This is a genomic window from Roseibium sp. AWQ4_290, from assembly GCF_056160985.1.
This window is the reverse complement of sequence record NZ_JBSWYG010000019.1, coordinates 102,852-123,773: the sequence shown is the minus strand read 5'-3', so window position 1 is coordinate 123,773 and position 20,922 is coordinate 102,852. Positions and strand designations below refer to the sequence as shown.

General features: G+C 59.5%; 21 protein-coding genes. 19 read left to right on the top strand and 2 right to left on the bottom strand.

The window, feature by feature from the left end:
• Nucleotides 1-35: 35 nt before the first annotated feature.
• The 13 genes from ACXAH0_RS19085 to ACXAH0_RS19025 all read left to right on the top strand — a co-directional run bounded on the left by ACXAH0_RS19085 (nucleotide 36) and on the right by ACXAH0_RS19025 (nucleotide 11,523).
• Nucleotides 36-1,286: a DUF58 domain-containing protein gene (locus ACXAH0_RS19085; protein ID WP_475176195.1), complete on the top strand. Its 1,251-nt coding sequence runs from the start codon at nucleotides 36-38 to the stop codon at nucleotides 1,284-1,286.
• Complete coding sequence (locus ACXAH0_RS19080) at nucleotides 1,286-2,284, top strand: stage II sporulation protein M (RefSeq protein WP_475194191.1); 999 nt, start codon at nucleotides 1,286-1,288, stop codon at nucleotides 2,282-2,284. The genes ACXAH0_RS19085 and ACXAH0_RS19080 overlap by 1 nt, the downstream gene beginning before the upstream one ends.
• The gene (locus ACXAH0_RS19075) at nucleotides 2,281-3,207 is read left to right on the top strand and encodes an RDD family protein (protein WP_475194190.1); all 927 of its coding nucleotides are present in this window, start codon (nucleotides 2,281-2,283) and stop codon (nucleotides 3,205-3,207) included. The genes ACXAH0_RS19080 and ACXAH0_RS19075 overlap by 4 nt, the downstream gene beginning before the upstream one ends.
• A 109-nt stretch (nucleotides 3,208-3,316) precedes the next feature.
• Nucleotides 3,317-4,102 carry a hypothetical protein gene (locus ACXAH0_RS19070; protein WP_475194188.1) on the top strand — a complete coding sequence of 262 codons (786 nt, stop codon included), beginning with the start codon at nucleotides 3,317-3,319 and terminating at the stop codon, nucleotides 4,100-4,102.
• A 136-nt stretch (nucleotides 4,103-4,238) separates the two neighbouring features.
• A complete protein-coding gene (locus ACXAH0_RS19065; RefSeq protein ID WP_475194184.1) occupies nucleotides 4,239-5,021 on the top strand; it encodes a hypothetical protein in 783 nt (260 codons plus the stop codon).
• 213 nt (nucleotides 5,022-5,234) lie between these two features.
• Nucleotides 5,235-6,158 (top strand): hypothetical protein, encoded by a 924-nt coding sequence (locus ACXAH0_RS19060; protein WP_475176169.1) that lies wholly within the window; start codon nucleotides 5,235-5,237, stop codon nucleotides 6,156-6,158.
• Between the two features lie 169 nt (nucleotides 6,159-6,327).
• On the top strand, nucleotides 6,328-6,990 hold the full coding sequence (gene ccmA, locus ACXAH0_RS19055) for a heme ABC exporter ATP-binding protein CcmA (RefSeq protein ID WP_475194209.1): 663 nt from the start codon (nucleotides 6,328-6,330) through the stop codon (nucleotides 6,988-6,990).
• Nucleotides 6,987-7,661 carry a heme exporter protein CcmB gene (gene ccmB, locus ACXAH0_RS19050; protein ID WP_475176164.1) on the top strand — a complete coding sequence of 225 codons (675 nt, stop codon included), beginning with the start codon at nucleotides 6,987-6,989 and terminating at the stop codon, nucleotides 7,659-7,661. The genes ccmA and ccmB overlap by 4 nt, the downstream gene beginning before the upstream one ends.
• Before the next feature lie 290 nt (nucleotides 7,662-7,951).
• The gene (locus ACXAH0_RS19045; protein ID WP_475176159.1) at nucleotides 7,952-8,719 is read left to right on the top strand and encodes a heme ABC transporter permease; all 768 of its coding nucleotides are present in this window, start codon (nucleotides 7,952-7,954) and stop codon (nucleotides 8,717-8,719) included.
• 4 nt (nucleotides 8,720-8,723) lie between these two features.
• Complete coding sequence (ccmD, locus tag ACXAH0_RS19040) at nucleotides 8,724-8,891, top strand: heme exporter protein CcmD (RefSeq protein ID WP_475194180.1); 168 nt, start codon at nucleotides 8,724-8,726, stop codon at nucleotides 8,889-8,891.
• Nucleotides 8,892-8,896: 5 nt separating this feature from the next.
• A complete protein-coding gene (locus ACXAH0_RS19035) occupies nucleotides 8,897-9,568 on the top strand; it encodes a DsbE family thiol:disulfide interchange protein (RefSeq protein WP_475194207.1) in 672 nt (223 codons plus the stop codon).
• A 174-nt stretch (nucleotides 9,569-9,742) separates the two neighbouring features.
• Nucleotides 9,743-10,471, top strand: coding sequence for a DUF1223 domain-containing protein (locus ACXAH0_RS19030; RefSeq protein WP_475176155.1), 729 nt, complete (start codon nucleotides 9,743-9,745; stop codon nucleotides 10,469-10,471).
• Between the two features lie 158 nt (nucleotides 10,472-10,629).
• Nucleotides 10,630-11,523: a cation diffusion facilitator family transporter gene (locus ACXAH0_RS19025; RefSeq protein ID WP_475176152.1), complete on the top strand. Its 894-nt coding sequence runs from the start codon at nucleotides 10,630-10,632 to the stop codon at nucleotides 11,521-11,523.
• Nucleotides 11,524-11,562: 39 nt separating this feature from the next.
• Here ACXAH0_RS19025 and ACXAH0_RS19020 read toward each other — a convergent pair whose 3' ends face one another.
• On the bottom strand, nucleotides 11,563-12,543 hold the full coding sequence (locus ACXAH0_RS19020; protein ID WP_475194179.1) for a helix-turn-helix transcriptional regulator: 981 nt from the start codon (nucleotides 12,541-12,543) through the stop codon (nucleotides 11,563-11,565).
• A 115-nt stretch (nucleotides 12,544-12,658) separates the two neighbouring features.
• Between ACXAH0_RS19020 and ACXAH0_RS19015 the strand changes: the two genes are divergently transcribed.
• From ACXAH0_RS19015 to ACXAH0_RS19000, 4 genes are all read left to right on the top strand, one after another.
• Nucleotides 12,659-14,686 (top strand): TonB-dependent receptor, encoded by a 2,028-nt coding sequence (locus tag ACXAH0_RS19015; RefSeq protein WP_475194175.1) that lies wholly within the window; start codon nucleotides 12,659-12,661, stop codon nucleotides 14,684-14,686.
• 16 nt (nucleotides 14,687-14,702) lie between these two features.
• Complete coding sequence (locus ACXAH0_RS19010; RefSeq protein ID WP_475194173.1) at nucleotides 14,703-15,944, top strand: MFS transporter; 1,242 nt, start codon at nucleotides 14,703-14,705, stop codon at nucleotides 15,942-15,944.
• Nucleotides 15,945-16,043: 99 nt separating this feature from the next.
• Nucleotides 16,044-17,198: an FAD-dependent monooxygenase gene (locus ACXAH0_RS19005; RefSeq protein ID WP_475194170.1), complete on the top strand. Its 1,155-nt coding sequence runs from the start codon at nucleotides 16,044-16,046 to the stop codon at nucleotides 17,196-17,198.
• A gap of 220 nt (nucleotides 17,199-17,418) precedes the next feature.
• On the top strand, nucleotides 17,419-18,216 hold the full coding sequence (locus ACXAH0_RS19000; protein WP_475176133.1) for a carbohydrate ABC transporter permease: 798 nt from the start codon (nucleotides 17,419-17,421) through the stop codon (nucleotides 18,214-18,216).
• Here ACXAH0_RS19000 and ACXAH0_RS18995 read toward each other — a convergent pair.
• A complete protein-coding gene (locus tag ACXAH0_RS18995; RefSeq protein ID WP_475194167.1) occupies nucleotides 18,213-18,974 on the bottom strand; it encodes an IS5 family transposase in 762 nt (253 codons plus the stop codon). The genes ACXAH0_RS19000 and ACXAH0_RS18995 overlap by 4 nt on opposite strands.
• A 179-nt stretch (nucleotides 18,975-19,153) precedes the next feature.
• Here ACXAH0_RS18995 and ACXAH0_RS18990 point away from each other — a divergent pair, with 179 nt between their 5' ends.
• Both ACXAH0_RS18990 and ACXAH0_RS18985 read left to right on the top strand, forming a co-directional pair.
• Nucleotides 19,154-19,633: a GNAT family N-acetyltransferase gene (locus tag ACXAH0_RS18990; protein ID WP_475176128.1), complete on the top strand. Its 480-nt coding sequence runs from the start codon at nucleotides 19,154-19,156 to the stop codon at nucleotides 19,631-19,633.
• 308 nt (nucleotides 19,634-19,941) lie between these two features.
• Nucleotides 19,942-20,625 (top strand): HAD family hydrolase, encoded by a 684-nt coding sequence (locus ACXAH0_RS18985; protein WP_475194166.1) that lies wholly within the window; start codon nucleotides 19,942-19,944, stop codon nucleotides 20,623-20,625.
• Nucleotides 20,626-20,922 lie beyond the last annotated feature (297 nt).

Below are 20,922 nucleotides of genomic sequence, written 5' to 3'. Positions count from 1 at the left end.
CCAAAAGACTGCTCGCGCTGGGAACGGGCGCCCTGTTGATCTCGCTGTTTCTGATCCTGGCGAGTACGGCCCTGCGCGACCTGGCACTGCTGCCCTGGCTGCTGCTTGGGCTGGCCGTGGCCTTCGACATGGCCACGTCCTTGAAGCGTCCGCAAAACCTGTCATTCGAGGCGCCACCGGACATCTTTGTCGGCGAAACCACCCAGCTCCAGCTGCGCCTGGACCACGCACCGCAGGCGCTGCAGGCCAAGCTTGACTGGCCCGACGGCCTCAGCGGCGGCCGGATCATTCCGTTTCAGACCGGGCCGGGCGGCTCTGCCGCCGCGACTGTGCCCGTGCGCGCGGTCCGTCGCGGTCTGTGGCCGCTGGACCATCTGTGGCTGTTCTGGGGGTCCCGCTTCGGCCTGCTGGAATTTGTTCCCCGGCTGAAGCTGGGGGCCACCTTGCGGGTCATTCCCAACATCCGTCAGATCCAGTCCGGCGAGATCACCACCACGGTGCTGTCGACCCTTTACGGGGTCAAGGACAACCGGGCGCTTGGGGAGGGCTCGGAATTTCATCAGCTCCGCGACTTCATTCCGGGAATGGACATCAAGTCGATCGACTGGAAACGCTCCGCCCGGCGCCGCTCGCTGGTGGCCAAGGAGCTGCGGGCCGAGCGCAACCATCATGTGATCATCGCGCTCGACAACGGCTACCTGATGCGCGAGGAAATCGGCGGCCTGCCGAAGATCGACCATGCGGTGACCGCAGCCCTTGCCACCGCCTGGGCGGCCGCTGTCGGCGGGGATCTGGTCGGCTATTATTCCTATGATGTGCGCCCGCGCACCTTTTCAGCGCCCGCGCCCGGGCGGACCGCCTTTGCCCGCTTGCGCAACTGGACGGCGGAGCTGTCCTATGTGAGCCGCGAAACCAACCACACCCTGGCGTTGACCGAGCTGAATGCGCGCACGCCCAAGCGCAGCCTGATCATCGTCTTCACCGATTTCATCGACACCACATCGGCCGAACTCCTGATCGAGAATATCGGTATTCTGGCCAAGCGCCATTTGCTGATCTTCGTGGCGATCCGCGATCCCGATCTGGAGGCCATGGTTGAAACCGCGCCGGATGATCTGGAAGGGGCGGCAATGCTGGTGGCGGCCAACCAGTCGATCCACGAGCGCCGCCTTGTGCTCGAACGGCTGGCCCGCCTGGGGGTCACCATTGTCGATGCCAAACCCAACACGGTCACCGCCCGGCTTATTTCAGCCTATCTGGATATCAAGGCGCGGGAGATGATTTGATGAACAATCAGGATCTCATGCGCTCCGCGCGGTTCCGGAAAGAGCGGGAGGCGGACTGGCAACGGTTGGAGCGGCTGGTTCTTGCCGCTGAACGCATGGGGCTGCAGCATATGGACTATGCCCAGGCCCGGGATCTTGCCTCGCTCTACCGGCAGGCGACCACGTCCCTGGCCATCGCCCGCGAAATTTCCCTCGACAAGGCCCTGCTCGGCTATCTGGAAGCCCTGACCGCCCGCGCCTATCTGTGTGTCTACGCCCCCCAGGAGCGTCTGGGCGGCCTGTTCCAAAAATTCTTCACCCGCAGCGCGCCCCAGGCCATGCGCCGGTCCTGGCCTTTCCTTCTGGTCGGTTGTCTGACCATGGCACTCGGGGTGCTGGCCGGCTATTTGCTCTATTTCGAAAGCCAGGACTGGTACTACGTGTTCATGCCGTCGGAACTGGCTGGCGGGCGCGGCCCGGATGCAACGGCCGAAGCCCTCAGGGCCGTGATCTATGATGAAGACCCGGATTCCTCGGGCCTTGGCGCCTTTGCCTCCTACCTCTTTTCCCACAACACCCGCATTGCGATCTTTGTGTTCGGCCTTGGGGTCTTTGCCTGCTTCCCCGCCCTCCTGCTGACCTTTTACAACGGCCTGATGCTGGGGGCGTTCCTGGCCCTTCATGTGGACCGGGGCCTTGGCCCGGACATTGCCGGCTGGCTGTCCATCCACGGCGTGACGGAACTGTCGGCCATCTGCATTGCGTGTGCAGGCGGGGTGCAACTGGGAACAGCGCTGCTCTTTCCCGGAGAGTCCTCCCGGATTGCGGCCCTGCGCCATGCGGGCCGGGATGCGCTCAAACTGGCGCTTGTGGCCGCGTTGATGCTGCTGGTTGCCGCCTTTCTGGAAGGCTTCGGCCGTCAGCTGGTTCAGGACATTTCGATGCGCTTCATCATCGGCTGGGGCATTGGTCTGTTGTGGCTGACCTGGTTTGTGTTTGGCGGGCGGGAGCACAGATGATCCTGAAGCTGCGCAAAAAGACCCCCGGACAAAACAAGCCGCCCCGGGATCAGCTGATGCCCCCGGAGGGCGTGCCCCTGACCATGCAGATTGCCGGGGTCGGGGTCCGGCTTGGCGCCCAGACCCTGGATATTGTCCTGACGGTTCTCGCCTTTGGCAGCTTCATGGTCGTGCTCGCCTTTGTCGGCATCACGGCCCCCCACACGATCACCGCCATCGGTGCGCTGTTGTTTTTCGCCATCCGCGTTCCCTATTACATTCTCACCGAACTGCTGTGGAACGGCCAGACCCTCGGCAAGCGGATCATGAAGATCAAGGTTGTCTCCCATGACGGCGGACCGCTGACGACCCATGCGCTGGTTCTGCGCAATATGATGAAGGAGGCGGAAGTCTTCCTGCCTGGCACCCTTGTCCTGATGCTGGATGCCGACTCTCCGGTTGCCTCTCTTCTGGCCTTCGGCTGGATCCTGACCTGCCTCCTGATCCCCGCATTCGATCGCTACAAGCGTCGCCTTGGCGACATGATGGCGGGAACCCATGTCATCCACCTGCCTGTTCCGGTCCTGCTGAAGGATCTGGCCAGCGAGGCCAGGGTGCTGGACACGAACCGCAAGGAATTCGTGTTCCTGTCCCACCAGCTGGACCATTACGGCGCATTCGAGCTGCAGACGCTTGAAACCCTGCTACGGGCCCAAAGCAGCGCACCCGGTGGCGACAGCGCCGCCCAGCGCGCCCAGACCATCGCTGCCATTGTGGAGAAGATCCGCAAGAAAATCGGCTATGCCCAACCGGTCCCCCCCGCTGACCGGTTGAAATTCCTTCAGGCCTTCTACAAGGCCCAGCGCGAACACCTGGAACAGCGTCAGCTCTTCGGTGACCGGCGCCAGAACAAACATTATGCAACGGAAGGGAACGGCTCATGAGCTTCGTGACCAGACCTTGCCGCCCCCTCTCTGAAAACCCGTCCTCCTCAAAACCAAAGCCTTTTCCATTCTCTTAATACCAGTGACTTTTCTGCAAAGGACCCACCCCATGACCGATATGTCCGCCCGCCTGCCCAAAGCGCCGCTCGGAATTGGTTCACTCGTTGGCGAGAGCTTTTCCATCCTGTTCGGCAAATTTCCGCAGATCTTTCTGATCGCCTTCGGCCCCAGCCTGGTCGGCCTGATCCTGTCCGGGGCCTTGCTCGGCTTCAGCGTCGTTCTTGGCACCAGCGCCCCGGACCTCAGCGCTCCAGGGGCCGGTTTCGGCTTTGCGGTCTTACTGACAATCCTTATTTCCATTGTTGTCTACGGGATCACGACAGCGCTCCTGATCCAGCTGGCCTATGACGCCAAGCTGGGGCGGCCCATTCAACTGGGGCGGTATTTCGGTCCCGCCATGGCCGCGCTCGTCCCGCTTGTCGTGCTCGGGCTTGTGGTCGGCATTCTCTTCATGCTTGGCCTGATCGCCCTCGTCATCCCCGGCCTCTGGGTCTATGCGGTGTTTGCCGTTGTGGCGCCTGCAGTGATTATCGAAAATGCCGGGTTCAAGGCCATGAGCCGCAGCCGCGAACTGACCAAGGAATACCGCTGGCCCATTGTCGGCGCGATTGTGCTGCTGATGATCATTTCCATCTTGATCAATATTGTCGCCGAATTCCTGACCGGCATCATCTCCGCCATTTTCGGAAGCTTGATCCTGGACATCATCCTGTCTGCAGCCATTTCTACAATCGGCGCCGGCCTTGGCAGCATTCTGGTGGCATTGATCTATGCCCGCCTGCGCGAAATCAAGGAAGGTGTCAGTGTCGGCCAGATTGCGGCCGTTTTCGACTGATACGCACCAAACCGGACGGCAATGCTTCCGCAGCGTTTTTTTTGCAGCAGACATCGCCGTCCGGCTTTTGTTTTGAGTGAATACGGATCTCGTTTGATAGAAGTCTATTTTTGCACTTTTTAAGGAGGACTATCCCTTGGCAGATATAGCGCTAGACCAGCCCAAAGCCCCGCTTGGCGTCGGCACCCTCATCAGGGACAGCTTTTCCATCCTGTTCGGCAAGTTTATCCAGGTCATTCTGATCGGCTTTTTCCCGACCCTGATCGGATTTCTGATTTCCGGTCTCCTGATCGGCTTCAATGCGGCGCTTGGCCTGGAAACGCCTCAAAACCCAGGAGCTGCCAGCATCTTTGCGAGTCTCCTGTCCATCGTGGTCAGCATGGTTGTCTATGCCATCACGACCGCGCTGCTGGTACAACTGGCCTATGACGCCAAACTGGCCCGTCCGATTCAGATTGGCCGCTATGTCGGCCCGGCCCTCAGCGTTGTCGTCCCCCTGACGGTGATGAGTATCATCCTGACCATTCTCTCCGGCATCGGCCTCGCGTTGTTCATTGTTCCCGGCATCTGGATCTATGCCGTTTTCTCTGTCTTCGCCCCGGTTGCGGTGATTGAGCGGGCCGGGTTCGGGGCCATGATCCGCAGCCGTGAACTGACCAAAGAATACCGCTGGCCGATTGTCGGAGCGCTGATCCTGGCCGCCCTTCTCTCCATGATCCTCTCGCTCGCCGCCTTCTTTGTGGTCGGGCTCATCGCGTCTATCGGCACTCTTGGGCTTGTGATCGGGGTCATTCTGTTCACCGGAATTTCCGCACTGGGCGCAGGCTATACCAGTGTGCTGCTTGCCCTGATCTATGCCCGCCTGCGCGAGATCAAGGAAGGCGTCAATGTCGACCAGATCGCAGCCGTGTTCGACTGACGCTCCCCAAACCTGCCCAGCAAAACCGGTTCTGGCTTTTGCTGAAACCGCGTAGATGTAAATACAAACAGAACGTGCATATCCCGATCTCTGCGAAAAAGGGGGTATGCGCTCCCCGGCCGCCGCGTTCCTGCGCGGCGGCTCTCCGGGCCCGGCATCGGATCCAAAACGACCCCTCCCCCACGAGCCTCAAAGCAAACAGGTTTTTTCAACGTGCAACAACCAACGGACACGACTGCGGATATCGCCTCTTCCGATATGGAAACCCCCAGTGACGCGGGTCAACCTGCAGCGGCACCGGTCGTTTCCCCAAAAGACCATCTCGGAGTTGGAACGCTGGTCAATGAGAGCTTTTCACTTCTCATCAGGAACGCCTTCAAAGTCATTCCTGTCTGCGCCATCCCGCTCTCGCTGGCCATCCTTCCCTACTACATGCTGTCGTCCAGTTTCAGTAAAATAGGCCTTTCAGCCCCCTCTCTCAGCAATTTCGGGTATTTGCCGGCTCTTATTGTCGTGCTTCTTGGCATTGGCCTCGCCCTTTCGCTTTCCGCAGCCTGCATTTCCAAAATGACTGCCAACATCAAACGGCAAAGCTCAGAACCTTTCTGGCGGCAGCTGGCGCCAGCTTTAAAGGCAACACCCAGTATCTTTCTGACAGGGGTCGCCGCTTGCTGTGTCCTGGCGCTGGCTCAGATCGCCATGGCCGCCTTGATCAGCATTTCGCAGCTGTTCGCAGTTCTAACCATCCCCGCCATCGCAGCGCTTTATCTTTGGTTTGTGGCTGCCTGCTGTCTGATCCCCGCTGCAGCGGTGATCGAAAAGGCCGGGTTTGGCAGCGCAAAACGCAGCATCCAACTCACAAAAGGCTATCGGCTCCAGGTTCTTTTAGCTCTTTTTGTCGCGTCTGTCAGCACGATCCTGATGCAACTCGGACTGTCCGTTGTGGAGACGCTGCTGACACTGGTTGTCACCAAATTCTCGTTTGGAGCGGCCGTCGCAATCAAGGTTGTTACCAGTATCAGTATATTGGCACTGATGATCGGGTTTATGGTCGTTGTGACCACGCTCCTCTATCTGCGCCTGCGCGAGATCAAGGAAGGCGGCGGGCTTGACCAGATGGAAGCCGTTTTCGAGTGACCAGGTCTTGAGCTTTGGGGCCGTTTCTCCAGGACCTCAATCCGGTTTCCGTAAACACCGCCCCCAATTGTTTCCGGATTTGATACCGATTAAGGCAAGCGAATTTGCTTGCATGCTACCTGCCTGAAAACCTAACAAGACATGTGGTTGCCTCACGCGGAGCGCTGTTCTGAAACTCATAGCCGAAAACCTATCCATTGACCGGGGCGGACGCCGGGTGTTTCAGGATCTGTCCTTTATGCTGGACCAGGCAACGGCGCTGATCGTGACCGGCGCCAATGGCATCGGCAAATCCTCGCTCCTGCGCACCCTGGCCGGACTGGTGCCGCTGACCGGCGGAACCTTGCACCTGGACGGCTGCGACGCCGGTAAGCCAATGCACGAGCACGCCCACTATTTCGGCCATCAGGACGCGGTCAAACCGGCGCTGTCCGTTCTGGAGAACCTGAGCTTCTGGCAAAGCTTCACAGCGCCCAGCCAGGGTGAACTGTTTACGGGCGACACCACCCCCCCTCTGGCCACCCTCAACAGGCTCGGCATCGGGCACACCGCCCATTTGCCCGCCGCCTATCTGTCTGCCGGGCAAAGGCGGCGGCTTTCGCTGGCCCGTCTGCTGGTGACCCCGCGCCCGCTCTGGCTGATGGATGAACCCACCTCCGCCCTCGACAAGGCGTCCGAACAGCTCCTGCTTGGCCTTATGTCAGCGCATCTTGCCGATGGCGGACTGATCGTGACCGCAACCCATACCGATCTTCCCCTCTCCCCGGCCAGGGTGCTCCATCTGGCCGCAGCCAATCAGAACCGGGCAGTTAGTGCGGAGGATCTGCCATGACCCCTGGCTGGGCCTTGGCGCTGTTCCGGCGCGACTTGCGCCTTGCCGTGCGCATTGGCGGCAGTGCCCTGGTCGGTGTGCTGTTCTTTCTGGCGGTCGTGACCGTCATTCCCTTCGGCGTCGGACCGGATCTCAATCTGCTGGCACGGATCGGCCCGGCCATCCTGTGGATCGGTGCCCTTCTGGCCAGCCTGCTCGGACTGGACCGGCTGTTTCAGGCGGACAGGGAGGATGGCACTCTGGATCTGATGCTGATGGCCGGCCGGCCGCTTGAGCTGGTGGTGCTGATCAAATGCCTGGCCCATTGGGTCGCAACGGGCCTGCCTCTGGTTGCCGCTGCCCCGCTTCTGGGCCTCTTTCTCAATCTCGACCCGGTGTCCATGGGCGCCGTCACCCTGACCCTGCTGGCCGGAACGCCTGCCCTGACGCTGATTGGCGCCATCGGCGCAGCCCTGACCGTCTCCCTGCGCCGGGGGGGCCTGCTGCTGGCCGTGCTGGTCGTGCCTCTGGCCATTCCGGTCCTGATCTTCGGCGTCAGCGCGGCAGACGCGGCCATTCACGACCCCGTGCCCTTCATGACGCCGTTCCTGATCCTGTGCGCCCTGACACTGATCTCCACCGTGGTCGGACCGGTCGCCTCCGCAGCAGCCCTGCGGTTTTCCGCCGATTAAGACAGGACCAGAGGGCGGGAACGGCGGGACAGCCTCCGCGCCCTGTCAGGAGTGGGGCGGGGCCTCAACCCATCACATTTGCGCTATCTGGCAAGCGCAGGGTTTGCAGCGCCGCTGCTGCGCGCGCTGCCCTGAAAGACCAGCGCCTCATTCATAGCGGAATTTCGCTATCGATCAGCCCCCTTGGACGGTCGTCCCCGAAAAGCGTCGGCACGTTTGACCAAACGCAATGCGCCGCAGCAAAGCCTCTTCCATTGAAGTTGCAGGGAGAGTGACGTAAATAAGACGCTATGGCATTTTGGGAATATGCAAATCCGACCCGCTTTTTGAGACTGGTGCAGGCTGTCCTGCCCTGGCTGACGGGCCTGTGTGTGCTGACCTTCGCCGCCGGGCTTTATATGGCCTTTTTCACAGCTCCCCAAGACTACCAGCAGGGCAACACGGTGCGCATCATGTTCATTCATGCGCCGGCCGCATGGCTCTGCATGATGTGCTATTCGGTGATGACCCTGTCCTCCATCGGCACGCTTGTATGGAAACACCCTCTGGCCGATGTCTCCGCCAAAAGCGCCGCGCCGATCGGCGCGGCCTTCACCTTCATGGCGCTGGTCACGGGATCCTTGTGGGGCAAACCCATGTGGGGCACCTATTGGGTCTGGGATGCGCGCCTGACCTCGGTTCTGGTGCTGTTCCTCATGTATCTCGGCCTGATGACCCTGTGGCGGACGATGGATGACCCGATCAAGGCAGGCAAGGCCGCTGCGGTGCTCACCCTTGTCGGCGCTCTCAATCTGCCCGTCATCAAGTTTTCGGTCGACTGGTGGAACACACTGCACCAGCCTGCAAGCGTTGTCCGGCTGGACGGGCCAACGATTCACCCGACCCTCCTGTGGCCGCTTCTGGTCATGGCCACCGCCTTTACCCTGCTCTTTGTGGTCCTGCACCTGATGGCGATGCGCAATGAAATCCTGCGCCGCCGGGTGCGTACCCTGCGCAGGCGGGCCGCAGAACAATCGGTTTCCGGCCCCGCCTCGGCGGCACCCCAGGCTGCGGAGTGAGCACATGGATTTTGGACCCCATACCGGTTTTATCCTGGCCTCCTACGCCCTCTGCCTTTTGACGGTGCTCGGGCTGATCCTGTGGGTCCGGATTGACAAAGCCCAGCAGGAGCGCGCTCTGAAGGACCTGGCCGAGCAGGGCATTTCCCGTGCCCGGCCCACAGACACATGACAGACATGGACAGACACGGCCCGCACGACACCCCTCCTCAGGACGCCCCCCCGGAGACCATATCGGAGACCATACCGCCGCACACGGACACAGCCTCTGCGGCGGAAAAACGTCCTCTGCCGGTACTGGTGCTGCTGCCGCTGATCGTCTTTGCCGCGCTGGCCGGTCTGTTTCTGTTTCAACTGACCCTGGGCAATGATCCCCAGACCATCCCCTCCGCCCTGATCAACAAACCCGCCCCGGATTTTGCCCTGACGGCCGTTCCGGGCCTCACCCGGAACGGGGCCGGGGTCCAGGGATTCGCCAAAAGCGATCTGCTTGGAAAAGTCTCTGTCGTGAATGTCTTTGCCTCCTGGTGCGTGCCCTGTCGGCAGGAACACCCCTTGCTGGAAGATCTGGCCAAGGTTGACGGCATTCAGCTTTTGGGCATCAACTACAAGGACAAGCCGGAAAATGCCCGGCGGTTTTTGGGCAGTCTGGGCAATCCCTACGATCTGATCGGTGCCGACCCGGCGGGCCGGACCGCCATCGACTGGGGTGTCTACGGGGTTCCCGAGACGTTCGTGATCGATGCTGACGGCATCATCCGCTACAAATTCATCGGCCCGCTGACCCCGGTCGCCTACCGGGACCAATTCCTGCCCGAACTGGCCAGGATCATTGCACGGAACCGGTAACGGACCTGCGCCTTTCAAACACAATTCCGCGAATTCCTGATGAAAGCCCTCAAAGTCACCCGCTCGTGACTCGCGATTGAAGGCCCGGTTGCATATTTTACGGGGAAACAAGAATAGGATTCGTTCCAAATGGTGTGTCTTGCTCCCCGGAAGCCTTTGCGGGCCTTACGGACAATGCTCTTCGCCGCCGCCAGTCTGGCCGGGGTTTTTGCCCTGGTGCCTCTTGCTGCGGCCCAGCCTCAAAAAGTGGTGGAACTGTTCACCAGCCAGGGCTGTTCGTCCTGTCCGCCGGCAGACCGCCTCGCCGAACGGCTCAGCACGGAGGAAAAGGATCTCCTGACCATCCTGCTGCCCGTTGACTACTGGGACTATCTCGGCTGGAAGGACACGCTTGCCAGCCCGGCCAATTCCCAGCGCCAGCGTGCCTATGCGGCCCAGCGCGGCGACCGCTCCGTCTATACGCCGCAAATGGTCATCAACGGCGAGGAACATGTGATCGGCAGCCGGGAGCAGGATCTGCGTGCTGCGCTCGCGCGCACCCAGCCTTTTACCGCACAGGTCGATTTGAAGATCACCGACCGGGTTGTCCAGGCAAAAGTGGACGGCATATTGCCAACGGGCACCAAGATGGCCACGGTCTATTTCATGCGCATCAAGGATGAGGCCACGGTCGATATCGGCCGGGGCGAGAATGCGGGCCGCAAGATCCACTATGTCAACGTGGTCCAGCGGCTTCAGCCCATTGGTGTGTGGGAGGGCGGCACGGAAACCTTCCGCATGCCCAAGTCCAAACTCATGCTAAAGGGCGACGCCCGCTGCGCGGTTCTCGTCCAGATCGAGGACCAGGACGGCCCCGGCCGGATCATCGGCGCCGCGGTGATGGACAGGCGCAACGGATCCTGAGCCCCACCAAGGTTCAGATCCATCAGATAAAAGCGCTTTGACGTTCCAGGCCATTTCGGCACTCCGAGAATCTTCAGGATTACCGTGTCCGACGGCTTGTAACCTTTTGAAAAACTGATACCCCTTGCCCGGCTCTTTCAACAGGTCAGGGGAAGGACATGGATGGCAGGATCAGGCTTCAGGTTGCCATCATCAGCATCTTTGTCGGCCTGGCTGTTCTCGGACTGAAAACCAGCGCCTATTTTCTGACCGATTCCGTTGCGCTTCTGTCAGACGCGCTGGAAACCACCGTCAACATCGCCTCCTCCCTGGCCGCCCTGGCCGCCATCTGGTTTGCCTCCAAACCGGCGGACAGCAACCACCCCTACGGACATGACAAGGCGGAATATTTCGCGGCCGTTCTGGTGGGAGTTATGATCGTTCTGGCAGCTGTCTCCATTTTCATAGCGGCCTGGGCGGGCTTTACCAAAGGCGACAGCCCGGTGCTGTCACCGCTTGGCATTGGCCTGAACCTGCTGGCGGCGCTGATCAACGGCGCCTGGGCGCGTCACCTGATGACAACCGGACGGCGCACCCGTTCCCCGGCTCTGGTGGCGGATGGCAAACACCTGCTGACGGATGTGTTCAGCTCCGCCGGGGTGCTGACCGGCGTGGTGCTGGCGCTTGCAACAGGATGGACGATCCTCGATCCCGCCCTGGCCGTTCTGGTCGGCCTGACGGTGCTGTGGTCCGGCTGGCAGCTGGTCAAGGAGTCCATCGGCGGCCTGATGGACGAGGCCGCTTCAGCCGAAGTCCTGGAAAAAATCCGGCTGCAGATTTCCGAACAGGGTGAAGGCGCGCTGGAAGCCCATGACCTCAGGACCCGGATCGCCGGAAAGTCCACCTTTATCGATTTCCACCTCGTGGTGCCCGGCTCCATGTCCGTCGATGCTGCCCATGCCATCTGCGACCGGATTGAAGAAGCCATCACAGAAGACGTTCCCGGCGCCCATATCACCATTCATGTCGAGCCGGAGCACAAGGCCAAACATTCCGGCATTGTCGTTTTGTGAAAAGGCGCTGCAGATCGAAGGCCCCTTGAAGGATGACGGTCAGCAGGTTTTGCAGACATGACTGGGCAGAAGCCCCTTATGCGCTTTGAAGAGCTTTGCAAAGTGGCTGAGATTGTTGAAACCGCAGGCAAATGCGGTTTCAGTGACGCTTTTGCCGTCCAGAAGCATCTTTTCGGCGCAGTCCAGGCGCACATCCCGCAAATGGCTGCCCACGGTCTTGCCAATCTTGGCCCGGAAACCTGACTTCAGTTTCTTTGCAGACAACCCGACGGTATCCGACAGTTTGGCAATTGTCCAAGCGTTCTGAAAGTCGGTTTCCAGAAGATGGATGGCCTGCATGATCCGCCGCTGGTCCCCGTGCGACAAGGCCGCCGTCTGGCCATAGGGCTGCGCCATGAATTCAAAGGTGAGCGCAAGACACTGCAGCGCGGCGCCATAGAGATAAAGGGTTCGGACCGCACCCGGCGGATACGGGCAGGCCGCGATCTTGCGCGCCTCCTGCAGCAGCAACGGCGGCGCTTGAAAGCCGAAAAAGACTGCGTTTTCTTGCGGGCCGCTATAGTCGGTCACCAGATCATGGGCCAGCCGGTTGAGCGGCATGCCGCCAATCCGTGACAAGAATGCAGTGCTATACCGGATGTCGACAATCTCGAACGGACCGTCCGGGAAAACCACATTCTTGCCAGAGGTCTGCGTGGAGCTGTGAAACAGCAAAGCCGCCCCGGTTTCCACACGCATGGGCGTTCCACCGGCCACAGCGAACTCCCCCCGGCCCGAAAAGCAAAGGGCAAGCGAAAAGGTTGGAGGGCCCTGCACGTCCAGGTACTGGGTCTCTGCCGGGTCAATCTTGAAACTCGACAGCAGCGTTCCGTCCTCCATGACGTCGAGCTGACAGCCCTCTTCCCAGCCCAGATGTTCCAGGTCACTGGAAAAGCTCTGCAGCCACTTTTTGGGCGTCACAGCCCCTGCGCCGCCCAACGGTGCCCCGGCCGGGTCAACAAATAGTTCCGATTCCGTCAATTCCGGCCCCGATCATGTTAGTACGCCACCCGCCACCTATTATACATGAGTAATATAGTCAAGTTTAAGCACGGGGACGGTCAACGTGGCCAGTAAACTAATATTTCGGGGTCTCATGTCATCAGTCGCGGGCTGTGGCCTGACCCTTGCCTGCGCCGGTCCAGCTGCGGCGGAAGAGAGCATTCTTCTTGAAACCATCACAGTGACCGCCAGCAAAATCGAGGAAGACATCCAGACGTTTGACGGCGCCATTGCGGTCAAGACAGGAGACGACTTGCGGGCCGCAAATGTCCAGACCGTTGGGGATCTGGAAAAGGTGTTTCCCGGACTGGTGATCCGCACTCGGGGTAACCGGGCCTTTGCGAATTTCACCGTCCGGGGCATCAGTTCACCGGACTATTACAGCCCCGCCGTACAGGTCTATATTGACGGCATACCCCAGCAGCCATCTGCCATTGCGCAACCGCTTGCCGATATTGAGCGGGTCGAGTTCCTGAAAGGGCCGCAGGGAACACTTTACGGGCGCAACGCACTCGCCGGGGTCATCAATATTGTGACCAGGTCGCCAGACCGGCAGCGCCTCAGCACCGGCGTGACAATCACCAACAACAAGGTGCTTGGCCACAGTGCAGCAACCTTGCCTGTTGTGCCGGACACCCTGTTTCTTGACGCGTCTGTTGCAGGGGACCTCTATCAGGGCGAACTGGACAACATTTCGACCGGCGAAAGCAATATCAACGGGTCCAGTGATGTGCTGGTCCGCGGTCGGCTCCGCTACCGGCCCCTTGGCAGCGCTTTCGATGCAGACCTTTCCGGCTCGTTTGAACGCCTTTACACACGCGAGGAATTCTACCTGCCGGATGGCTCGTTCGATACGCGGACCTATGATCAGTCGCGCTATGGCCCCTATCCCCTGTTGAAACGGACAACAGCAACAGGCGCGGCGAAGTGGAACTGGCACCTGTCCGATATCACGGTCACCGGCATATCGACGGTGCAGGATGTAAAGTCGGAACGCGACCTTGTCAGCGGTGGCATTGTACTGCCCTTCACGGAAACGGATCTTGCCCTGTCTCAGGAGATCCGCGCCGCCTATGATGCCGGTGGGGCCGTCACCTGGCTGGCGGGGGCCTTCTATCAGCACGACCGTTTCAAGCGCGTTGATGAAGACGGCTATTCCGGCTTTTACGGCCCGTCTGCAAATATTGTTGAAACCGACAGCCTGGCCGGGTTCGCCGAGGCAAGCTGGCAATTTGCACCCAAATTTGATGTCACGGCCGGTGGCCGGCTGTCCTATGACCGGTCCTCCATCGATTTTGACCGGGCCGATATCTACAGCAACGGCTATGGCTTCGCGTTCACAAACTCAGACAGTTTTGTCGGTTTCGAACCAAAGATTTCACTTGGCTATTCCGCAACAGAAAGCCTTCATTTCTATGGCCTTGCCTCGCGCGGATACAAGCCGGGCGGATTCAACCATGCGGTCTCGTCAAGCGCGGACAGCGCCTCCTATGATCCGGAAACCGCCTGGAACTTTGAAATTGGCGCCAGGGGAAGTCTCTTTCAGGACGCCGTAACCTTCTCGGCGGCTGCCTATCACATCATCTCCACCGACAAACAGATCTATGTGGGCCCGGTTGGCTCCCAGGTCATCCAGAATGCGGGGGAAGCCACCAGTTCAGGCGTGGAACTGAGCGCCCTGTGGCGTCCGGTGACCAGCCTCCAGCTCAGCGGGACCTTGAATGCGGGACGGTCGATCTTCACCGATTTCACGGATCCGCTCACCGGCGAAACCTATGATGACAATCATCTGCCCTACGCACCGGACGTAACCGGACGCGCGGAGATCCGGTATTTTCTGGACCAGCAATGGTTTGACGGCGACATGTCTGTCTATGGCAGTGCCAATTTCACCGGCAAACAGTATTTCGACGAGGCAAACACCTTGTCGCAAGACGCTGTCACGACCTTTAACGCCGGACTTGATGTGGCCCTGGAAAACCAAATTTCCGCCAGCCTGTTTGTCGAAAACATCGCCGACGAGCTCTATAGAACCTCCAGCTTTGACTTTGGAAGCGGAGACATCCGCTCGACGGTTTCCCAGGGAAGAACCTTCGGTCTGTCTTTGAACATGACCTTCTGAAGCGAGGCCCCTGAACATGTCTCAGCTCACGCAACCGGCTGCCCCGCTCGCCAGAACCTTTCCGGCGATTGCCGGTATCTATACTGTCCAGAGCCTGATCGGCGGGTTCACCTTTGTGGGGCTGCCTTCGGTGCTCAGAACAGAGGGTGTTTCGCTTGGCCTGATCGGCCTGGTGTCGCTGCTCATGCTGCCATGGGGTCTGAAGTTTCTTTGGGCGCCTGTGGTGGAACGCATCCGCCAGCCCTCTCAGCGGGCCAGAAGAACCCGGGTGGTTATCCTCTGGTGTCAGGCTGCGGCCATTGCCGCAATGGCGGTGGCGGCCCTGTCAGAGCTGAACGCCGTTTTTGTTCTGGCGGCAGCGCTGACGGTGATGGCGCTCGCCTCCACCTGCACGGACATCGCCTGTGACGCCTATACAATCGAGAATTTCCCAGGCCGCCTGCGCGCTCTGGGCAACATCGCACAGGTCGGAGGCGGCTATACCGGCTTCGTTCTGGGCAGCGGCCTGTTTCTCGTTCTCGTGGCCCAAACCGGCTGGACCGTGGCCACCCTGGCCTTGTGTCTTGTCGTGACCCTCGGAACGCTGCTCTTTCTGTTGACCCCGCCAGAGAGGGCCGCAGCCCCCTCAAAAGAGACACCTTCAGAGCGGCCCAGCCTACGGAGCGCGTTGCGCAATTCAAAGGTCCGCCTGGGCCTCCTGATCAGCATTCTGTTTGAGCTTGGCATCCGCCTCGTCATGCCCTTGATGAGCCTTTACCTGGTCGACAAGGGAGCCCCCCTGGCGTGGATTGGGGTGCTCAATGGCGCCGGAGGAGCCGCAGCAGGCCTCTTCGGGACCCTCCTGGGCGGGATAACCGTTGCAAGATTCGGTGCCCCGGCCGCCGTGAAAACAGCAGTCACTTTGCAAACTGCGACCCTGCTGGTTCTGGCTGCGGCGGCATTTGGGGACGCCCCGCTTCTGCTTGTGGCGGGGCTCATGCTCTTAAGCATGGTGATCAGCGCCTTTGGCTTTGTGTCCGTTTATTCAGTCACAATGGATCTGGCGTCGTTGAAACAAGCCGGGGTGGACTTTTCCCTCTTCCAGTCGGCCGGCGCCCTTACGGCAGCCGTCTTGGGCGTGACCGCAGCACAGATTGCCCAGGCGGCCGGTTACCCGGCCAGTTTCGCCCTGGCAGCCGCCGCAAGCCTCCTGGCCCTGGTCACCCTTCCTCTTCTTCTTAACCGCATCCGCTCAGACGAGTGCGTGCAGGAGACCTGAGGATCCAAACCGTATCGTCTTTCACCCCCGGTCTCTCTGACGTCAGGCAGCGAAAGATAAATCCTGTGAACCGCGATTTGCTCAAAAAGGCCTTTCAAGATGAAACGACGTAACGCAGTGATTGCCGGAGCCGGTGTAGCCGGACTGGCCGCGGCCTTCTGGCTGACACGCAACGGCTGGTCTGTCCGCCTTCTGGAAAAGGCACCGTCCCTGCGCTTTGGCGGCCATCTCATGGGCCTGTCGGGTCCCGGCTACAAAGCCCTCGAGGAGATGAACATTTTCGAGCAGTTACAGCCCTTCGCCCGGCAGGCGTGCGAGAATATTTGCCTGGACCGAAACGGCCAGGAAATCCTGCGGTTGAAACACACCGATCTCATCGGTGACATGCCTTTTGTCATGATACGGCGTTCCGATCTCGTCCAGGTTCTGGCCGGCCTGGTCGAAGACAACAGCCCGATCGAATTTGGAACGTCGGTCATGTCCTTTGAGGAGACAGAAGACAGGATCGCCGTGCATTTGTCGGACGGCAGCGCTGCCGAAGCAGATCTTCTGATCGGGGCCGATGGCATGCGCTCAAGGCTGCGCACCCTCATGTTCCCCGGCCAGACGATGGCAACCGAAAGCCTGGGATACCGATTCGCTCTTTTCGAAACGCAGCACGAGGACGCCAGCCAGACCATCTTGAAGTCCTATATTGCGCCCGGCCATATGGCTGAGGTCTATGGCATCACGCCGTCCCGCACACTCACGCTTCTGGTGTGGAACAGCCCGGACAGCGGCAAACTGGACCCAAGGCACGCCCCCGCGCACCTGAAGGAGGCGTTTTCCTGTGTGCATCCATTAATCAACAGACTGATTTCGAAGGCCGAAGCAGACGGTGAGACCTTTGTTGTCGACACCCTGTCCATGACCGTTCTGCCCACCTGGTCAGCCTCCCGGGCCGTGCTTCTGGGCGACGCGGCGCACGCGTTGAGCCTTGTGTCCGGACAAGGGGCGGGTATGGCGCTGACGGGCGCGAAGATCCTCGCCGACAAATTGCGCGACCATGCGCCCAAAGACGCGGTCCTTTTGTATGAACAGCAGATGCGCCCGGCCATCGACAGCCTGCAGGCGCGCAGCCGCAAACTCGCCAGATGGTACGTTCCGCAAAGCACCAGCGCCTTCAAACGGCGGAACCTAATGCTGAAAGTTCTTCCCAAATGGCTGCTGCGCTATCAGTATCAAAGAAGCATGAAGGCCGAATGGGTTCTGTAGCGCTCCGGACGCACCTGGGTTGGAAACAAATCGTCAGGGCTGGTTTCAGGCACCACCCCATTCACAAGACGATACTTTCCGGTATGGTCGGTCCTTGATTTGGGGCAACCGCGTCCGCCCCGCGCCCGACCAGCAAGCCTGATGAGCACATGCCCGTCCAGGCTGCCACACCCAACTGGACTTCGTTCTGATGCCGCCTTTCCCCAAATGGCCCGCGCAAGTGATTGATCATCTGATTCTGATGACCGGTGCTCTTGTGATGTGCCTGCCGGTCTACGCGATCTTTGCCGCCACCACCCAAGCGCCCGGCACCCCGCTGGAGCCGCGTTTCGATCTGGGGGCGGCCGCTTTCGGCAATTACGGTCAGTTTCTGGCGTCCAGCGCCGGGTTTTCCGGGGATGTGACAGTTGCGGGCATGATCTGGAATTCCTTTGTGCTCGGTGCCGGATTTGCAGCACTGAAAACCGCGCTGTCGCTGCTGACCGCCTATGCGCTGCTCTATTTCCGGGTGAAAGGCGCCAGCGTGATCTTCGCCCTGTTGCTGCTGACCTTGATGCTGCCGCTGGAATCCCGTTTCCTGCCGACCTATGACGTTGTGGCGGCGCTTGGCCTGGTCAACACCCGGGCCGGGCTGATCCTTCCTCTGGTGGCCTCCGGCCTGGGCACCTTGTTTTTCCGGCAGTTTTTAAGAACTGTGCCGGATGTGCTGCTGGAATCCGCCCGCCTGGACGGCGCCGGTCCTTTCAAATTCTTCAAGGATATTCTCCTGCCCCTGTCAGCACCGACCGCAGCGGCCCTGTTCCTGGTCCTCTTCGTGAATGGCTGGAACCAGTATCTGTGGCCGGTCATGGTCACCTCCCGGGAAGAGACCTACACGCTGGTGCGTGGCATGCAGTATTTCGGCCAGGCCAGCCTCCCCGGCATGATGCTTGCCATCCTCGCTCTTGTCCCGCCGTCCCTTCTTGTCATCTTCTTTCAAAGACAGGTCGTTAAAGGGTTATTTGACGGCTCACACTAGGTTGTGGACTCATAAACTCGTAGCCAGAGCCGAATGGCAGCAAGCTTTACGAACGCTAGGAAGTTGTCAGCGCGCTTCTCGTATCGCGTAGCAATGCGCCTGAAATGCTTAATCCGATTAAAGAACCTCTCAACATGATTTCTTTGGCGGTATAGATACGGGCTGAAGCAGATTGGGTCCCGTCGGTTCCGACGTGGTGGGATGTTCGCCCAGCCACCACGTGAATTGACAAAAGCTCTTATCTCAGCTGCATCGTAAGCCTTGTCTGCAAGAACCAAACCGCCGCTGGGTAGGCCTTCGAGCATAGCACAGGCCGCGACACTGTCATGCTGCTGTCCGCCAGTAATTGCGACATTTATTGGTAATCCATGCGCGTCGACAACGGCGTGGATCTTGGTAGTTAAACCTCCGCGCGAACGACCAAAGCCCTCCCCTTTATGGTTCGCGACGCAACTCGCGTGTTGGTGAGCATGGACAATTGTGCTGTCTATCATTTGAACCTCAGCAACGCTCCGCTGAGAGATAGCGGTGAGGACACAATCCCAAACTCCCGCACGACGCCATCGTACGAAGCGATTGTAACAAGTGGTGTAAGGGCCGTAGCGTTCGGGTAGGTCGCGCCAAGGCGCTCCTGACCTTAAAACCCAGAATATGCCGTTAAGGACTCGCCGGTCATTCACCCGAGGGATACCTCGCGATTTGTGGGGAAGGACTGGCGCGATCGACTGCCATTCTAAATCGGAAAGGGCGTATCTCATTTACAAGACTCCTTTTGGAGCTTGAATCACGCCAACATGCTGAATTTCAATGGTTGCTTTGCCTCAAGATCAACAAAGGCAGCAACGCGAGGTAACTAATTCTAGCCAACTTGACACTTTTGACTTGTGCGGTAGAGCTATTGGCCAAGCCGTTTTGATTTTTTGATGTTGGAGCCAAAATGGAAGACTTATTGCCCGTCAGAGTAACTGCTGATTGCCCCTCAATTCCGAGCATTCTGGAATTGATACAGCGCACCTTTGCCTTTATGGAGCCGCGCATCAACCCGCCATCTTCAATGCATCGTTTGACAGTTGAAAAAATCCAGGATCAATGCAGCGAGGGGGAAATTTGGGCGATTGGCGAACGACCAAGCGCCTGTGTGTTTCTTAGCGTAAAGAGTGAATACCTCTACATTGGCAAACTTGCCGTGCAAGAAGATATGAGGGGGCGGGGCCTTGCGAGGAGCTTGGTTGATTTGGCTGAACAGCGCGCAAGATCACGTGGTTTATCAGGATTGGAGTTGGAAACTAGAATTGAGCTGATTGAAAATCACGAGACCTTTCGGCGTCTTGGTTTTGTTAAGACTGGAGAAAGCATACACGACGGTTTTGATCGACCGACATCTATCACCATGCGCAAACCGATCAAAGTCAAGTAGAACGGTCCTGTCCGCGTTGCTGATCTGGACGTTTGACGCCTGTCGTCGCTACCCTTCAGTTTATGAGTACACGCCCTAGTCACCCGAATCTGAAGTGCGTCTCATTTTCCAGCGCGTTCAGAACAAACTTCAGAGTCATGAGGGGAACTAGAAAGCTTATGTTTCTAGTGTGGTTTTCGGAAATGAAATACGCCACGGCGCGCGCTGCGCAAATCAGGCGTATTTCAATTCCACCACATTAGGATTCGGTTTTGGACGGAAACAGCGGCCCTGGATTTCGCCAAAGACGTGAAGGAGGCACTATCTGCATGGTATTTGAGACGATCCTGTTCGATTGCGACGGCGTTCTGGTGGATTCAGAAAAGATCTATGTGGAAGTGGAACGGGAGCATCTGGCCAGGATCGGCCTGGCCTATGCCCTGGACGATTATATGGACCGGTTCCAGGGGCTCGGCAGTACCGATTTCTGGGCAGCCATCGAAGCCGATTACACCGCCCTTGGCAAAGGGCCTCTGCCGGACAGTTTCGGCCCTGATCTCGATCGGGCGACCCTTGAGCGGATCAACACCGAGCTGTCCGAAATCGCCGGCATCAAGCAGTTTCTGGAGGTCCATCGGGGACCGAGGGCCGTTGCCTCGTCCTCCCGCCTGCACCGGCTGATTCACAAGCTTCAGCACACCGGGTTGCACGACTATTTCGCGCCCCATATCTATTCCGGCGAGCAGGTCGAAAACGGCAAGCCCGCCCCGGACCTGTTCCTGTTTGCCGCCGCCAAACTCGGCGCGGATCCGGCCACCACGCTGGTGATCGAGGACAGCGCCAACGGGGTCAAGGCCGGACTGGCGGCCGGCATGACGGTGTGGGGGTTTGTCGGCGGCGCCCACAGCCATGCCACCCACAAACAGCAGCTTCTGGACGCGGGCGCCCACAAGGTCGTTGACAGCCACGGCAATCTGGCCGGACTGCTTCTTGGGAACACGGAAACCGCGTAGCCCTAGAGACGGCGCTTGCGCGCGTTTTTGAAAATAAAGACCCTCATGTTCAGAGCTAGGGCATCGTGCGACAAGTCTGCACCATTTAACCGGATCTGCTTTGTCTGCTGAGGAGGCGGATCGCGCTGCGCAAGGTGCCTTGCCGAATGATCTGCTTTTCAGCATCAAATGGTGCAAACTGATCGCACGATGCTCTAGCGGTTTGATCCGGCTTGGCCCGCTAGGGTGGCGTCCCCATGTCCTGATACGCCGTAAGGCCGGACATGCCGCTCACACGAGCTTTTGACACAAAATGGA

Coding starts and splice junctions, on each gene's coding strand:
- ccmB (WP_475176164.1), top strand. CDS start 6,987: ATGACCCCTGGCTGGGCCTTGGCGCTGTTCCGGCGCGACTTGCGCCTT.
- ACXAH0_RS18995 (WP_475194167.1), bottom strand. CDS start 18,974: ATGAGATACGCCCTTTCCGATTTAGAATGGCAGTCGATCGCGCCAGTC.
- ACXAH0_RS18990 (WP_475176128.1), top strand. CDS start 19,154: ATGGAAGACTTATTGCCCGTCAGAGTAACTGCTGATTGCCCCTCAATT.
- ACXAH0_RS19070 (WP_475194188.1), top strand. CDS start 3,317: ATGACCGATATGTCCGCCCGCCTGCCCAAAGCGCCGCTCGGAATTGGT.
- ACXAH0_RS19015 (WP_475194175.1), top strand. CDS start 12,659: ATGTCATCAGTCGCGGGCTGTGGCCTGACCCTTGCCTGCGCCGGTCCA.
- ACXAH0_RS19075 (WP_475194190.1), top strand. CDS start 2,281: ATGATCCTGAAGCTGCGCAAAAAGACCCCCGGACAAAACAAGCCGCCC.
- ACXAH0_RS18985 (WP_475194166.1), top strand. CDS start 19,942: ATGGTATTTGAGACGATCCTGTTCGATTGCGACGGCGTTCTGGTGGAT.
- ACXAH0_RS19035 (WP_475194207.1), top strand. CDS start 8,897: ATGGACAGACACGGCCCGCACGACACCCCTCCTCAGGACGCCCCCCCG.
- ACXAH0_RS19030 (WP_475176155.1), top strand. CDS start 9,743: ATGCTCTTCGCCGCCGCCAGTCTGGCCGGGGTTTTTGCCCTGGTGCCT.
- ACXAH0_RS19010 (WP_475194173.1), top strand. CDS start 14,703: ATGTCTCAGCTCACGCAACCGGCTGCCCCGCTCGCCAGAACCTTTCCG.
- ACXAH0_RS19005 (WP_475194170.1), top strand. CDS start 16,044: ATGAAACGACGTAACGCAGTGATTGCCGGAGCCGGTGTAGCCGGACTG.
- ccmD (WP_475194180.1), top strand. CDS start 8,724: ATGGATTTTGGACCCCATACCGGTTTTATCCTGGCCTCCTACGCCCTC.
- ACXAH0_RS19045 (WP_475176159.1), top strand. CDS start 7,952: ATGGCATTTTGGGAATATGCAAATCCGACCCGCTTTTTGAGACTGGTG.
- ACXAH0_RS19025 (WP_475176152.1), top strand. CDS start 10,630: ATGGATGGCAGGATCAGGCTTCAGGTTGCCATCATCAGCATCTTTGTC.
- ACXAH0_RS19080 (WP_475194191.1), top strand. CDS start 1,286: ATGAACAATCAGGATCTCATGCGCTCCGCGCGGTTCCGGAAAGAGCGG.